Annotated in this window: 14 protein-coding genes; 4 read left to right on the forward strand and 10 right to left on the reverse strand. The window is 52.2% G+C overall.

Annotated features, from left to right (window positions below; all coding sequences use genetic code 11):
* Positions 1 to 130: 130 nt before the first annotated feature.
* From LH22_RS00555 to soxR, 4 genes are all read right to left on the reverse strand, one after another.
* The gene (locus tag LH22_RS00555; protein ID WP_038643608.1) at positions 131 to 1480 is read right to left on the reverse strand and encodes an NCS2 family permease; all 1350 of its coding nucleotides are present in this window, start codon (positions 1478 to 1480) and stop codon (positions 131 to 133) included.
* 259 nt (positions 1481 to 1739) lie between these two features.
* Entirely contained in the window at positions 1740 to 1922 is a 183-nt protein-coding gene (locus LH22_RS00560; protein WP_038643609.1) for a hypothetical protein, read from the reverse strand.
* An 83-nt stretch (positions 1923 to 2005) separates the two neighbouring features.
* Complete coding sequence (locus LH22_RS00565) at positions 2006 to 2668, reverse strand: glutathione S-transferase family protein (RefSeq protein WP_038643611.1); 663 nt, start codon at positions 2666 to 2668, stop codon at positions 2006 to 2008.
* 44 nt (positions 2669 to 2712) lie between these two features.
* On the reverse strand, positions 2713 to 3189 hold the full coding sequence (soxR, locus tag LH22_RS00570; protein ID WP_038643612.1) for a redox-sensitive transcriptional activator SoxR: 477 nt from the start codon (positions 3187 to 3189) through the stop codon (positions 2713 to 2715).
* Positions 3190 to 3286: 97 nt separating this feature from the next.
* Between soxR and soxS the strand changes: the two genes are divergently transcribed.
* Together soxS and LH22_RS00580 are read left to right on the forward strand one after the other, a co-directional pair.
* On the forward strand, positions 3287 to 3715 hold the full coding sequence (gene soxS / locus LH22_RS00575; RefSeq protein ID WP_034826899.1) for a superoxide response transcriptional regulator SoxS: 429 nt from the start codon (positions 3287 to 3289) through the stop codon (positions 3713 to 3715).
* Positions 3716 to 3967: 252 nt separating this feature from the next.
* Positions 3968 to 4249 carry a YjcB family protein gene (locus LH22_RS00580; protein WP_034826901.1) on the forward strand — a complete coding sequence of 94 codons (282 nt, stop codon included), beginning with the start codon at positions 3968 to 3970 and terminating at the stop codon, positions 4247 to 4249.
* Between the two features lie 55 nt (positions 4250 to 4304).
* Here the strand turns inward: LH22_RS00580 and LH22_RS00585 are convergent, their stop codons facing one another.
* On the reverse strand, positions 4305 to 5255 hold the full coding sequence (locus LH22_RS00585; RefSeq protein ID WP_034826903.1) for an ATP-grasp fold amidoligase family protein: 951 nt from the start codon (positions 5253 to 5255) through the stop codon (positions 4305 to 4307).
* An 8-nt stretch (positions 5256 to 5263) separates the two neighbouring features.
* Positions 5264 to 6520 carry a polysaccharide biosynthesis C-terminal domain-containing protein gene (locus LH22_RS00590; protein WP_038643614.1) on the reverse strand — a complete coding sequence of 419 codons (1257 nt, stop codon included), beginning with the start codon at positions 6518 to 6520 and terminating at the stop codon, positions 5264 to 5266.
* Positions 6521 to 7047: 527 nt separating this feature from the next.
* Between LH22_RS00590 and LH22_RS00595 the strand changes: the two genes are divergently transcribed.
* Positions 7048 to 7443, forward strand: coding sequence for a transposase (locus LH22_RS00595; protein ID WP_038643615.1), 396 nt, complete (start codon positions 7048 to 7050; stop codon positions 7441 to 7443).
* Positions 7444 to 8345: 902 nt separating this feature from the next.
* Here LH22_RS00595 and LH22_RS00600 read toward each other — a convergent pair.
* Positions 8346 to 9299, reverse strand: a complete 954-nt coding sequence (locus LH22_RS00600; RefSeq protein WP_038643617.1) for a DMT family transporter — start codon at positions 9297 to 9299, stop codon at positions 8346 to 8348.
* 72 nt (positions 9300 to 9371) lie between these two features.
* Entirely contained in the window at positions 9372 to 10202 is an 831-nt protein-coding gene (locus LH22_RS00605) for an AraC family transcriptional regulator (protein ID WP_038643618.1), read from the reverse strand.
* Positions 10203 to 10326: 124 nt separating this feature from the next.
* Between LH22_RS00605 and LH22_RS00610 the strand changes: the two genes are divergently transcribed.
* A complete protein-coding gene (locus LH22_RS00610; RefSeq protein ID WP_038643620.1) occupies positions 10327 to 10854 on the forward strand; it encodes an isochorismatase family protein in 528 nt (175 codons plus the stop codon).
* Between the two features lie 54 nt (positions 10855 to 10908).
* Here LH22_RS00610 and LH22_RS00615 read toward each other — a convergent pair whose 3' ends face one another.
* On the reverse strand, positions 10909 to 12138 hold the full coding sequence (locus LH22_RS00615; protein WP_038643621.1) for a DNA-processing protein DprA: 1230 nt from the start codon (positions 12136 to 12138) through the stop codon (positions 10909 to 10911).
* Positions 12135 to 14234 (reverse strand): RecQ family ATP-dependent DNA helicase, encoded by a 2100-nt coding sequence (locus tag LH22_RS00620; protein WP_038643623.1) that lies wholly within the window; start codon positions 14232 to 14234, stop codon positions 12135 to 12137. The genes LH22_RS00615 and LH22_RS00620 overlap by 4 nt, the downstream gene beginning before the upstream one ends.
* Positions 14235 to 14245: the final 11 nt, after the last annotated feature.

A 14245-nucleotide genomic window follows, 5' to 3' on the forward strand; every position in this document is an offset into this window, starting at 1 on the left:
AGGCGAATCGTATTTATTCAAGCGATGTTGTTGCGAAGGAAAGTGTAAAACAAAACGCCGCCCGAAGGGGCAACCCTGCGTGCGGCGTGGACCAGAAAGAGACTTATCTGGAAATCAGTGGTTATAAAAGTTAAATAGCCCAGCCACCGGCATAGAAAGTCACCAGCGCAATCGCAATCACTACGGTCCCGACATTCAGTTTGCGCCACTCACCCGCAAACACCCGACCGATCACCAACGAACCAAAGCCGAGCATGATGCCGGTCACGATGTTGCAAGTCAGAACGATGAACACGGCAGTGACCAAACCCGACATCGCATCGACAAAGTCATTGAAGTCAATCTTCGCCACGTTGCTTAGCATCAGCAGGCCAACGTACATCAACGCTGGTGCCGTCGCGTAGGCCGGCACCAGATAGGCCAGCGGAGACATAAACAAAATCAACAGGAACAACAGACCGACGACAATCGCCGTCAGTCCGGTTTTGCCGCCTGCGGCTGTGCCAGCAGCTGATTCGATATACACCGCCGCAGGCGAAGCGCCGACCAAACCGGCGAACAGGCTGCTGACGGAGTCGGTGGTCAACGCGCGACCGCCGTTAATGATCTGACCGTCTTTATCCAGCAGATTCGCCTGGCCCGCCACGGCACGGATGGTACCCGTCGCATCAAACACTGCGGTCATGACGAGCGCCAGCACGCTTGGCAGTACCACTGGTTGCAGTGCACCCATAATATCAAGGCTGAACATAGCCGATTGGCCGTTGGCATCCTTCAGGCTCGGCATAGCGAACAGCCCCTGATAGGTCACCGCCGGATCAAAGATCAGACCCACCACTGAAATCGCTACGATGGTCAGCAAAATCCCGCCTGGCACACGACGTTTTTCCAGACCAAAGATGGCCGCCAGCCCGATCAGCGCCATAATCACCGGGAACGAGGTGAAGTGGCCGAGTGCCACCGGCAAGCCCGGCGCAGGGTTCTTCACAACCAGGCCAATGCCATCGGCCGCAATCAGCAGCAGGAACAGGCCAATACCGACTCCCGTGCCGTGCGCCACGCCCATCGGCAGGTTACGCAAAATCCAGGCGCGAATCCCGGTGACCGAAATCAACGTGAACAGCAAGCCCATCAGGAATACCGCGCCAAGGGCAACCGGGACGCTAATGTGCTGGCCCAGCACCAGGCTAAACGCGGTGAAGGCGGTCAGGGAAATCGCACAGCCGATCGCCATGGGCAGGTTGGCCCACAATCCCATGATGATCGAACCAAAGCTGGCGACCAGGCAGGTCGCTACAAACACGGCAGTCGGCGAGAAGCCGGCTTTACCCAGCATACCCGGAACGACAATGACGGAGTAAACCATGGCTAAAAAGGTGGTTAGCCCCGCCAAAATTTCCTGACGCACGCTGCTGCCGCGTGCCGAGATGTTAAACCAGGCGTCCAGTTTTCCACTGGCCGGGCGTGAATCGCCAGACATAGTAAATCCTCTGCGTTTTTTAAGATGTAATGAGCCCCACGGCCCGCGTTTGCGCATCATCCTGGTGAAGGTATCTCAGTGAGAAAAGAGGCAAACGTTTACGTAGCCGCGTATTCCAGGTCGTAAAAGGGGACACGGGAAAAGGCAAACGATTATCTGGCGTTTGCTATGGGGTTTTCAACTACTAATCGATTATCAGGCAGGATAAAGCGCAGACTGATGCGGATTAACAATGTGGTTACACTGCTTTAGGCGAAATTTAAGAGAGTGGAACTGGCTGGAAAGTATCGATATTTTTCCATTTATCGCCAAATTTTTCCTCACCAACGGCACCAAACGTATGTGGGTGCGGCGAGTTGAAGCGATGATCAACTTGAGGCCCAGCAAAGGCCCGCCCGAAGAGCAAAGCGTCCGCGCCATGGACGGCGCGGCCGATCTGCATGGATGCGTTATTCCTTTGCGATCGGGCGGGCCTTTGTTGGGCATGGCACCCAACCCACAGCGATCCGCGCTAACCTTAGTGCATTAATTGAACGTGATTGCCCCGCCCTGCTCAATCGCACGTTGCCACGCAGCACGCTGCTGCATCGCTTCCAGCCAACGCGCGGTGGCGGGCATCTCTTGCAACGATCCCCGCATCTGCAGCGCCAGCAGCGGGAAACTCATCTGCACATCGGCGAGGCTAAACCGAGAACCGGCGAAATAACGATGCTGACTAAGATGCTGCTCAATCACGCCACCGTGCAGCTTCAGCTGCTTATTCAGCCACGCCTTCTGAATCCCTTTGCTCAACGCCATGCCTGCCGGACGTAAAATCCATGGCACCGGCTTTTTCCCGAGTTGCCCAAACACCAGCTTCATCACCAGCAACGGCATCAGCGACCCTTCCGCGTAATGCAGCCAGTAACGCGCCTGAATCTGCTCATCCTCATCCGTGATAGCAAACAAGTGCTCGCGGTCATATTTTTGCAGCAGATATTCCAGAATCGCCCCTGACTCGGCGATCACGCGATTGCCATCGGTCATCACCGGCGACTTCCCCAGCGGATGAATTTTCTTTAATGACTCTGGCGCCAGCAGCGTGTCCTCGCGCTGATAACGCTTAATTTGATACGGCACCGACAGCTCTTCCAGCAGCCACAACACGCGATGCGAACGGGAATTTTCCAGATGGTGAACGGTAATCATGCGGTTTTCCTTGCCGGTCAAAGTCTCCCGGCAAGTATAGCGGATTAACCTTTGTGCTCGTCTTGCTCTGGATCGAGTAACACCGCCCCCGAACCTTGCTCTGCCAGACGGTCACCGGGATTGCGCAGTGGACAATCACGCATCGATAAGCAGCCACAGCCAATACACCCATCCAAATCGTTGCGCAGCCGCGTCAGGGTCTCGATACGCTTATCCAGCTCTTCACGCCAGTGCTGCGTCAGCGCATCCCACTCCTGCGTCGACATACGCTTGTTGGCCGGCACGTGCATCAAACTGTCGCTGACAGTCGCCAGCGGAATGCCGATGCGCTGCGCAATCTTGATAATCGCTACACGGCGCAGCACATCGCGGCTGTAACGCCGTTGATTGCCGCCATTGCGCGAACTAAAAATTAAACCTTTGGTTTCATAAAAGTGCAGCGCGGAAACGGCCACGCCGCTACGTTTCGCCACTTCACCCGGCGTTAACACCGGTTTTGGGTAATTGCGTTCTTTTTTCATTTAGGGCCTTTACCTCAAGTTAACTTGAGGAATTATACTCGCACACCATCAAAACTTCGAATTTCAAACCCGATAAACCTTTCAGAAGGATGAGGCTATGATGCAACAGGAAATCATTCATTCACTGACACACTGGATCGATGAAAATCTGGATAAGGCCCTGTCGATCGACGAAGTGGCAGCAAAATCCGGCTACTCAAAATGGCACCTGCAGCGTATGTTCCGTACCGTGACGAAACAAACGCTGGGTGGCTATATTCGTGAGCGCCGCCTGACTCTGGCCGCTGAAGCGTTACGCCAGACCCAGCGTCCAGTGTTCGATATCGCGATGCAATACGGTTACGATTCACAGCAAACTTTTTCGCGCGTATTCCGCCGTCAGTTTTCCCAGACGCCGACCGCCTATCGTCACACCATGCGCCGTCAGGCGATGATTCAGCGTCCGCGCCTGCTGAGTTTCGATTGCAGTGAAAACATGAACAGCTTTGCCCAGCGCACAACCGGCGAGTGCTGCCCGGTTCAGTGACATTCTGCGCGCCCTTCACGGGCGCACCTTCCCGCTTTGCCTCTGCCATCTCCCCCGCTTCGATAAAAATCTTTCTACCATACCAGGTATAAATTTTGTTCAAACTTTCAAATCGAGTGATATAATGTGACCCAAGTCACAGATTTACCCCCGCGTAAGACGGCCAGAAGGGCCTCCCTGACCCTCCTTCTTTGCCGCCAGTGATGTCCAATCGATGTCAGGGATATTACTGATTTGAAGAGGTTTTTGCAGATGGCTACGTTAACCACCAGTTTAATCGTCATGCGTTGGGAGCTGCTCAGCGCCATCATGATGTTCTTTGCCAGCACCATGAAAATTAAACTGCGTCAGAACAGTCACCACGTGATGGCACTGATGTGCGGCGGTATTGGTGTAGGCATGTCATGCTGGTTTGTCACCGGCCTGCTCGGCATTACCCTGAGCATGGAAAATCTGCACAATTTCATGGAAATCTCCAAAAACGCCTTCGTTGAAGTGATGAGTCAGACGCCTGCTGATTGGCCGATGCCTTAATCGCAGCCAATAAAAAACCCCGCTTAGCGGGGTTTTTTATTTTGCTGTGTGATACTCAAATTTTCTTCAATACGGCTGGAATAGCGACTTCCGGCACCGTCACACCCGGTATCTGCGTACCGCGGCGGTCTTGAATCCACATATCACCCATCATCTGGTTTAATCCACGGTCCAACCCGGTCACCAACCCGGCACCTGGCGTAAACGTCAGCTCGCCAAAGTAAATCCGATCACCATCGATGTACCAGTCCACACGCACATAATCAAAATCGCTCGCCAGGGTTTTACTCAGCGCCAATGCGTGCTGTAACTGCGCCATTTGTGGATTCACATCCAGCCCGGTATCGCGAATTTTGTGGTACGCCTCATTGAGGTTGTTCACATAAAAATTCATCGACAGTAACGGGTTACATCGGTTGTAAATCACCTGCAGCACATATTCAAAGCTGCCGTCACGCTTGTTGAACATGTGAAACTTGTAATCAATCGGCGCGGTTTTACCATCACCAATGTACTGCTCCACCAGGATACGCGGCTTGATGTAGCGATAGTGAATCTCACGCGCTTCATTAGCAAAGTCGGTCTTCAACCAGCGATGGCAGTCACTGATAATTTTCTGCTTCTTTAGCGCATCCGGCTCTTCCAGCAGGATTTCCACCATGTTGGAGCCGTGATTGGGCTTAATCACCGTGTTCTTCCAGCTCGGCAGCGTATGCAGCGAGTGCGGGTCGCTGGTCTCATACACCAGTGGGATCAGGTATTCGCTGCCCACTTTCTCGGCGATGTATTCGCGCACCGAATACTTATCCGACAGGCGGCCATAGATTTGGTAATCGCCAAAAACGAATTTCCGGTACAGCACCTTCTCATTAAACACTTTCGGTTGACGCAAATTAGGCAGTTTGCGGAATTTATGAAAGTAATAGATGCGGTCCTGGTAAGCCCAGGGCATCTTCTTGATGAAGTACTGGACACTTCTTCTGAGTTCATCTTTCAACTTGAGCATATCGGACCTCATTTGTAGGTTTTGTAGTTGAGTGAGGAAACTTGAATCTTCTGAATGACGCCGTTATTGAAGAAGTAATTCATTACGGTGAGGGACAGAAGTTCAGAGATGAAGACGCTCCAGGCGGCACCCATGATGCCGTAGCCCTGGATCAGCCACCACGACAGCGGCAGACTGATCATCATCAGGCAGATAATCTTCTTCAGCAGATAGTTAAATCCGCCCTCTTTCACCATGTAGCGATACGCTACGGTCCCCATTGCCGAAAAGCAGGTCGCTAACGACAGTAACGTAATGAGACTCCCTGACTGTGTGTACTCGTGACCATACAAAGCGATGATGATTTGCTCGCCATACAGCGCGATCACCGCTAACAACAACAATGAAACACCCATGACATAGCCGTTCAGCCGCGCAGTGAGCTTGATGGCGGCTGCTCCGCGCTCCCGGAAGATCTCCGAAAAGCAGGAAGTGATGATGGCAACCGGAATGAATATCCAGGACGCCGAAATGGTATTGGCGGCAGCAAACAGACCGAGATCGCGAGCGGAGGCAATACCCGCCAGAAACATCTGAGCGGCCTTAACCTGCACGGAAATGAAGATGCTGGAAATGGCCAACGGTAAACCGGCGTACAGCAGATAACGCAGGTAGGTATTGCGCTTCTCCTGCGGTGGCGCCATGTCCTGATTTTCGCGGTAAAAGTTAGACCGTTTAATGACGTACGGCACCAGCGTGACCAGCACAATCGACAGCGTCAGCCACAAGGGATTGAGATGCAGCCAGGCAATGGTGAAACTCAGGGTAAAGCCCAATAGCAGACCCACCGAGTTAGCCACCGTGTTAAGTCGGGAAGCCAGACGTGCGTTGTTATAGACGCTGAACGTATCCTGCGTCACAAATACGGAGGAGATAAATGAGGCCAGGGCAAATGCGAGGAAATTTTCCTGCATGTTGTACCACACCCAAATCAACACCGGGATGGAGGTCAACAGCAATAAGACCAACCGCAAGGTGCGCGCCACCGCCATCAACCGCAGGCCTTTCGGCGCGCTCTTGCTGATGCGTTTGAACAGGATGGTTTCGGTACCGAAAATCGCTACGGTCTGCACCATCGAAAACAACGAGGTTGAAAACGCCATCTGACCGAAGATGGTCGGACCAAATGACTTAGCCACGTAGGAGGTCACAAATATGACGCCGAACACCGAGACGATCTTCTCAGACATCATCCAGGCGGCATTAGACATTACGCTCAATTTCATCGACTGATCCTTAGTATTACTTACAGCAACTGCCTTTCGCTAAAACGTCCTTGAAATGAATTAACAAGCGCTCAGTGGGCCTGACTTAAATTAATAACTTCAAACCAAACTGGTCCGAAAAATGAGACTCCCGTCAGGATTCTTTGAATGAATTCAGGAAAATTCCGATTAAATCTGGTGCGAAACTCTGCGGATGTAAACGATTTCAGCCTAAATTCGAAGCAAAGGTTTACTGGCACACCCTGTGATTTTCATAAACAGGTTATGCCGTATTTCCAATGATTGTAGTATTTTTCTGCATTTGGGATGAAATGAATCTATATCAAAAACCCAAAGCCAGGAAGGCGTTCAATGGCATTCAGAATAAAATAAGATTTATCCCATGATGATATTTATTCCAAATAACTTAATTTAGACCTCGCAATTCTAATCGCGCACTTTAATACTGCATTAATACTCTTTTTGCAGTGCCAGATATTAATACAGTAATTCTCATCCATTAATTGATAAGAAAGGTAAGAGCATTTATGAGAAAGTCACGATATAGCGAAGAGCAAATCACAAATGCCATTAAAGCTTCTGAAACGGGAGTGAAAGTCAGGGAGATTTGTGAAGAGCTTGGCATTTCCGAGGCCACCTTCTATAGCTGGAAGAAAAAGTTTTCTGGGCTTTCTTCAGAAGAAGGTAGAAAAATCAAAGAGTTGGAGGATAAACTACAAAACCTTACCCGTGAACTGCAGTCACTGAGTTCCGACAAAGAGATGCTGCAAAGCGTGCTGAAAAACTTCTTCACTACAAATGAGAAGCGGCAAGCTGTTAACTTCCTGCAAACCACCTTCGACATTGGAACGCGTCGCAGCTGCCGCTTGCTGGATATTAGCCGCAGTGTTTACCACTATCCTTCAGGCTCCGATAATCGCTAACACCATTAAGACCGTTGTTATTTGACTTAATGCTGAGATTTGTTCTTACCAGAAGAGATGAAGATCATTTAATTCGGCGTTCGTAACATAACAATTCGCACCATTTTTTCCTGATGAATATCATCGCGGATTTGCTTCCTTTTTTGCGGTAAAATTGATTCACATCAGCAAAAGTCTCGCTATTCAAGCCTTTCATACGCAGCCCAATCTCATTACGGTGAGATTGGCGCTTCGTTTTATTACTTAATTGATATTAATGATCAGGACTGAATACAGATAAATCTGTTAAGCAATCATGAACAACGACATGTAATCGCTCGCACAGTGACTCTTATTTTTATTGGACCTATCACTTTAGGTGACGATCACGGATTGCCATCTGGCCATGGCGATACGTTGATCACTGCACCAGGATTACTCCTGATTAGAAACGTTATCACACCTAAACAATAACAGTAAAAAATGGCGACTTATGGGAAATATCGCCAGGTAATTCATCGCTGTGTTTAATCATTTTTTTATGCAGATTCAGCGGATGTTTCTCAACACCGGAGCAGCATCTTGAGAAAATCGTGGCTTGAAGCGGTGATTTTCAGTGCCAAATCGCAATAAAAATGCAGATAGAACACCTTTTTAACCCTCCCGGCGCCGGTTTTTTTACCCTTCCCGGCGGGTTATCAACCCCTTTCCACCCGCTTGAGTGACCGGAGTCCCCCCAAAATGCAACATGGGTTATGACAAAGTGGGGTAAAAACAGGCAAGGATAAGCGAGGGAAAGTTATATCGCGGTGGTGTCTGAAGATAAAAATGGCGAAGAGGAGCGCAAGAGAGAGGCGGCAAATTCCTAAAAACACTGAAGAAAGGGCTGCTGAGCCCTTCTACTCAGCAGCCAGAAATTCATGTTAAAGCGCGCTGACTTCCGGCTGCGGTTTAATACGCATGGCGTAGATCACGCCGACGATGAGACAGCCAATCCCGATCCCAGTGAGCAGCGGCGGCCAGCTCTGTCGCCAGAGAAAGGTCCACAGCAGACCAGCCAGCGTTTCGAACACAATCAGCGGCCCCATGATGACCGTTGGCACACGCTGGCTAGCCGCATTCCAGCATAGCGTGCCTAACCATGAACATATCAGCCCAATCGCCAGCATGATGAGGAGAAAACGCGTGGGCTGCGGGCCAAATGGCAGAGCGAACTCAGGCTGCTGCCAGTAAAGCTGACCGCAGACTAATAAATAGAACACCAACGCCAGCGGTAAGGTCACCAACCCTTGTGCCGTCGCCCAGCTACCGGCTTTATGCTGTGGATGCGCGCGCAGCCAGATGCCATTACGCAGCGGATACCAGGTCCAGCAGGCGACCGCTAAAATCGCCAGTAATAGCCCTGTCAGGTAGCGCGACCAGTCAAAATCCGGCCCCTGCATCTGCATCTCCGCAGCATTCACGCAGCCCAGGCCAGCAGCAATAATCAGTAGCGCCGGAAAGAGTTTACGCCAGGAAAGTCGCCCTTCAAGATGACCGTAGCAGAGGTTGGCCGTCACGGTGATGACCACCGGCAAGGTGCCAATGATCATGGTCGAGATCGGCGCACCGGTGCGCTGGATAGCACTGGCAAGGCAGGCGTAATAGAGCAGATTACCGACCAGCGACAATTTCAGCGCTTCCAGCCAATCTTTGCGTGCCAGCTGTTTCAGACGGCGGCGATCCAGCCATGCCAGCGGTAATACCACCAGCCCAAAAGCCACGTAGCGTCCGGCCGATTGTAAGGTACCCGGATAGTCAGGTATCAGCAGCGGTCCCACAAAAATGAGCCCCCACATCAATCCTGCGGCAAGTGCAAACACGATTCCTGCAAACATTCTCTTTTCCTTTATCACTTTTCCGTCGCAGTGTGGCGTAACCGGATAATAAAGGCTTGTAGCAGATTGCGGTTAACGCGAGGGGAAAACTTGCTTCTGATAACGTCCAGGGGTGATGCCATAGCGATGAGCAAAAGCGCGCGTGAGGTGCGCCTGATCGGTCAATCCAACGGCGGCCGCCACCGAAGCCGCGCTTTCCCCCATCCCCAAACGTTGCTTGGCATCGAACAGACGAAAGGCCATCAGCATCTGATGTGGCGTGACATGGAAGTGGTGTTTAAAACTGCGGAGAAAATGCCACGGCGACAACGACGCCAGGGCGGCCAGCTCATCAAGACGAATCGGCTCCGCCAGGTTTTCACGCAGATAGGTTTTTACCGCATCAAAGCGATGGGCGCCCTCTTCGGGTCGGGATTTTCCCTGATGGGCCAGCGGGCGTAATAGCTCCAGCAGTTCCAGCAACAGACTCTCGCGTTCCAGCGCGCTAGTGGCCTGCCACATCTGCGCCAGCCGCTGGGAAAACGGCTGTGCCAGACGGGCGTCTGTACGCAGCGCTTCACTAAACCACCAGTGACGATCGCCGGTAAGCCGCTCCATCTCCTGCGGATCAATATAGATCATGCGATAACGCCAGCCCTCATCACAGGCCGATTCCCCGGTGTGCAATTCATCAGGGTTCATCATCACCAGTGAATGCTGCGGTGCCGTATAGTGCGTGCCGCGGTAGCGAAAACGCTGTGCACCCGATTCAATGGTGCCGATACCAAAGGCTTCATGGGTATGCGGCTCAAAGGCGTAACGCGAGATGTGCGCCTGATACAGCTCGATACCCGGCAGTTCAGCAAAATGCTGGAACTGCGCTTGATCGCACTTATCAGGAAAGATTTCCGGAACCACCTTCACATCACACCTCCTAAAAACAGGCTAATTAGCATGCGCGGCGGCGAGCTGAAATGCAAAACAGATTTGCTTTACCTGCATGCGTAACAATCGCAATACTGTCATCCACTATATAAAGGAGGCGATGATGGCTAATCGGGTGGTAGTGGTAGTGGATATGCAAAATGGCGTGCTGGCTTCACCACGTTTTGATCGTGACGGACGTTGTCAGCGCATCAATCAACTGACGGCAGCGGCCGATCAGGTGATTTTTATCCAGCACGTTGAGCCAGGCCTCGAAGTGAACAGCGAAGGCTGGCAGATCGTGCCGGAATTGGCTCAGCCAGCCAACGCGATCTACGTTAACAAGACCGCTTGCGACAGTTTCTGGCAAACCGACCTGGCGGCTCAGCTTGATCAACATGGCATTGAGAGCTTTGTAATTTGCGGTTGTGCGACCGATTACTGTGTCGATACCACCATCAAGGTGGGTGCCAGCCTGGGCTATCACATCACCGTTGCCGCCGATGCGCATACCACTGCCGATCGGACTTACGTTTCCGCACAGCAGCAGATCAATCAGCATAATGAAGTCTGGGCGGATTTGATTATGCCGGGCAACCCGGTGTTAGTGCGTGATACTGAGGTGCTTTTGCGGGAGTGGCGGCCGCATTAGAAGCGATGGAGCCGGACGGGTTTGTCCGGCTTCATGATGGAAGACGCACAGCAGCTACATTTTTCGCTTCCATTGATAACAGTTTGTTCCTGTCGGCTGTTCAATCACTCCCTCATGCACCGCGCGCTGCAACCATTCAGTCAGCTGAATCTGATGCAGGCCCGTCCGCGAGCCCAGATCCTCGATCGTAACGGGATGGGCGGCCAGTGCCGGCAATTGCGCCTGAAAAATTTGATAAAAATCGGATGGATGCCAGATTCCTTCTGGTTCCTGAGCCACATTAACCACAGCGGTCATGTCGGGCAGCTTGTACCCTGCGCGGCTCAATAAATCCTCCGGCTGATGGGGCTGATGACGGGGAGGCGACATCCATTGCGCAACATCAATGTCATCGGGGTGAGCAGCGCACCATTGCCCCCCCTGTTTAACCAGTTCAGCGTTGCTGGCCTGTACATCGTCGGTAGGCTTAACCCACAACGGTACCCACTTCTTGCGCAGATTCTCTTCCGCACCGACCAGCGTCCCGCCCTTGTGACCCGCGTGCACCACCAGCGCACTCCTCGCCAGGCAATAAACGTATCGATTGCGCGCCATTGCATTACCCACAGTAAAGCCCGCTTCAGGATAGAACGGTGAAAGCAGCAGTAATTTACCCGCCATTAACCCCTTTCGCCATTTGGCGCTGGTCGCAGCGGTCAGCAGACTATCACTGAGGACACCCACGACGGTTCCGTTGTGTTGCAATGCGCCCAGCATAGCGGCTTCATCGATGCCTCGCGCGCCACCTGAAATCAGATTTACCCCCGCAGAGGCCACTTTTCCCGCAACCTGACGACTGAACGCTAAATCCAGCTCGCTGGCATTCCTCGATCCTACCACCGCAAGGCCGGGATGATTTAACAGAGCGATATCACCACAGCCGAACAGGACCGCTGGCGCGTTGGTGCGCAATTGTTGCTTAAGCAGCCTTGGGTAATCAGCATCAGAACGCGTTAGCACCCAAAGCCCCGCGCGCTGCCAACGTTCAATCGCTAACGCCAGGCTGTGCCCACGACTGAGTAGCGTTTCAATTCGCTCGCGTGTGATATGGGGTTCTACCCAGGTGGCTAACATGACATCAGCACCAGAGCTGAGCAGATCGGCGGGTGAAGCGGATTGCTGTTTTAACCACAGGGCAAATCGTCCCCATTCCGCATTACTTAGCGGCTTCACCTCATCCTCGCTCTGGCGCGAGAAGTCACTGGTTAATAAAAGAGTTGCTTGTGCAACAGGAGATAAATTCATGACTCTTTCACCGTTGAGGTTGCCAGCGCCAGTGGGTAGACAATGCCGCTACCCGCCTGCTGAAGCAGGGCGGCAGCCACTGCCATTGTCCAACCTGAATCGACAATATCGTCTACCAGTAACACAGCCGTGGCAGGCAGATTAGCGCAGGTGGAAAACGCGCCATCCAGATTACGACATTGATGGAAGCGATTATTCTGCAGACGTTGTCGAGGGTTATCTTTCACTTTCTGAAGTGCATCTATAAAGGGTAAGTCGAGTCGCAGTGCCAATCGGCGGGCAAAATCCGCCACCAGTTGAGGTTGGCGCAACGACGGTACGCAACAAACCCACTTTGGCGCAGGCACTGGCTGCCAGCGCTGTTCAATCAATTCAGCCAGAGCAGAAACAAGTTCATCGCTGAAATGGCCTGCGGCTTTCTCGGCGACTACGCGAGATCCCCAACCGGCATCTCCCCAGCGCGAAAGCACCCGACCTTCCTGCGCACGCAGGGCAGCAGGTAAATTACCGCGAAAACCGTATTCTTCAAATGCCTGAGCAGCCACCTGAATTTTGGGCGACAGCACCGTTTCGGCGCGCTGTAGAAAAGTCGCAGCCTGATGAGCCAACATTGCATCCACCTTCGGGTCAATCAAGGGCCGGCCGAGGCAATATGCACATTTGCCACAGGATATCGGGTCGGCATCATCCAGCGATAATCGCAGAAACGTCATCAGGCAACCGCGCTGTGAGATATAAGCCTGCACTTCCTGCCACTCTTGTTCGCGCTGCTGCGTAAGATGCACGATACGTTTGCGATCCAACTGATAGAAAACCGGCGTTCTCCGCCACTGGCTTTTTACTTTAATCACCGGGGCAGGATTTTCAACGCTCAGTAATTTCAGTACTTTTTCAATTTGCCCCTGACGCAGATTGGTTTGCTGCTCGATATCGCGAATCGACAAACCATCGCTCTCCTCCAGCACCTGCAAAATATCATGCACCTGTGCTTCTGCCGGAAAAGCTGACTGCCGGAAGAACTGATGAATATCACGATCTTCCCCCCCAGACATTAGCACGCCAACCGCATGATCGATGCCACGACCCGCGCGTCCTACCTGTTGGTAGTAAGCGACAATCGAAGCAGGCGCCTGATAGTGCAGCACAAAACTCAAATCAGGTTTGTCATATCCCATTCCCAGTGCGGTGGTCGCCACCAGGACTTTCAATTGGTTAGTCAGCAGCAAGTTCTCAAGATGTTGGCGATAGTCATTGCTGCTGTCGAAACCCGCGTCCTCAACGCTGCCATGATAGGCGCGCGCATCAATGTGCTGCGTGCGTAACCAGGCCGCTACCTGTTCGGCATCACGAACGGTAAGCGTGTAGACGATCCCGGTTCCCTCAAGAGTCGGAATGACTTGCGCCAGCCAGGCAAGACGTGACGCCTGATTCGGTAGAATGAGTGTTTGAAGCGCCAGACTCTTACGGATCAGCTCACCGCGTTGAATCACAATATCGCCCATCTGTTGCTGTATATCTGCAACAACACGATTATTGGCAGTAGCGGTGGTGCCAAGCACCGGCGTGTTTGCGGGTAATTGCCTTAGAATGCTGACGATACGGCGATAATCGGGACGGAAATCGTGCCCCCAATCGGAGATACAATGCGCTTCGTCAATCACCATGAGCGCGATGCGGTTAGCAATCGGCTGCAGTACGGTTTCGATAAATTGATCATTCGCGAGACGTTCTGGAGAGATGAGTAAACAATCAACCTGATTATCCAGCACGCGCTGTGTCACCGACTGCCAGTCACTGCTGTTCGAAGAATTGAGGGTTTCAGCCACAATGCCTAATCGACGGGCAGACTCAATTTGGTTACGCATCAGCGCCAGTAGCGGTGAAACGATAATGGTTGGGCCCATACCGCGATCGCGAAAAATTTTGGCGCTGATGAAATAGACGGAGCTTTTACCCCAACCAGTCCGCTGCACCACCAATAATTTCTGCTGTTTATTCACTAGTGCATCTATCGCTTCCCACTGCCCACGACGAAACTGGGCATGATCATTTGCCAGTGCGACTTTTAATAATGCTTCTGCCTGTTGCTGTTTCATTATCACTCCTT

It is taken from the genome of Pantoea rwandensis (genome assembly GCF_000759475.1).
GTDB classification, from domain to species: Bacteria; Pseudomonadota; Gammaproteobacteria; order Enterobacterales; family Enterobacteriaceae; genus Pantoea; species Pantoea rwandensis_B.

Coding starts and splice junctions, on each gene's coding strand:
- LH22_RS00555 (WP_038643608.1), bottom strand. CDS start 1,480: ATGTCTGGCGATTCACGCCCGGCCAGTGGAAAACTGGACGCCTGGTTT.
- LH22_RS00560 (WP_038643609.1), bottom strand. CDS start 1,922: ATGCAGATCGGCCGCGCCGTCCATGGCGCGGACGCTTTGCTCTTCGGG.
- LH22_RS00565 (WP_038643611.1), bottom strand. CDS start 2,668: ATGATTACCGTTCACCATCTGGAAAATTCCCGTTCGCATCGCGTGTTG.
- soxR (WP_038643612.1), bottom strand. CDS start 3,189: ATGAAAAAAGAACGCAATTACCCAAAACCGGTGTTAACGCCGGGTGAA.
- soxS (WP_034826899.1), top strand. CDS start 3,287: ATGATGCAACAGGAAATCATTCATTCACTGACACACTGGATCGATGAA.
- LH22_RS00580 (WP_034826901.1), top strand. CDS start 3,968: ATGGCTACGTTAACCACCAGTTTAATCGTCATGCGTTGGGAGCTGCTC.
- LH22_RS00585 (WP_034826903.1), bottom strand. CDS start 5,255: ATGCTCAAGTTGAAAGATGAACTCAGAAGAAGTGTCCAGTACTTCATC.
- LH22_RS00590 (WP_038643614.1), bottom strand. CDS start 6,520: ATGAAATTGAGCGTAATGTCTAATGCCGCCTGGATGATGTCTGAGAAG.
- LH22_RS00595 (WP_038643615.1), top strand. CDS start 7,048: ATGAGAAAGTCACGATATAGCGAAGAGCAAATCACAAATGCCATTAAA.
- LH22_RS00600 (WP_038643617.1), bottom strand. CDS start 9,299: ATGTTTGCAGGAATCGTGTTTGCACTTGCCGCAGGATTGATGTGGGGG.
- LH22_RS00610 (WP_038643620.1), top strand. CDS start 10,327: ATGGCTAATCGGGTGGTAGTGGTAGTGGATATGCAAAATGGCGTGCTG.
- LH22_RS00615 (WP_038643621.1), bottom strand. CDS start 12,138: ATGAATTTATCTCCTGTTGCACAAGCAACTCTTTTATTAACCAGTGAC.
- LH22_RS00620 (WP_038643623.1), bottom strand. CDS start 14,234: ATGAAACAGCAACAGGCAGAAGCATTATTAAAAGTCGCACTGGCAAAT.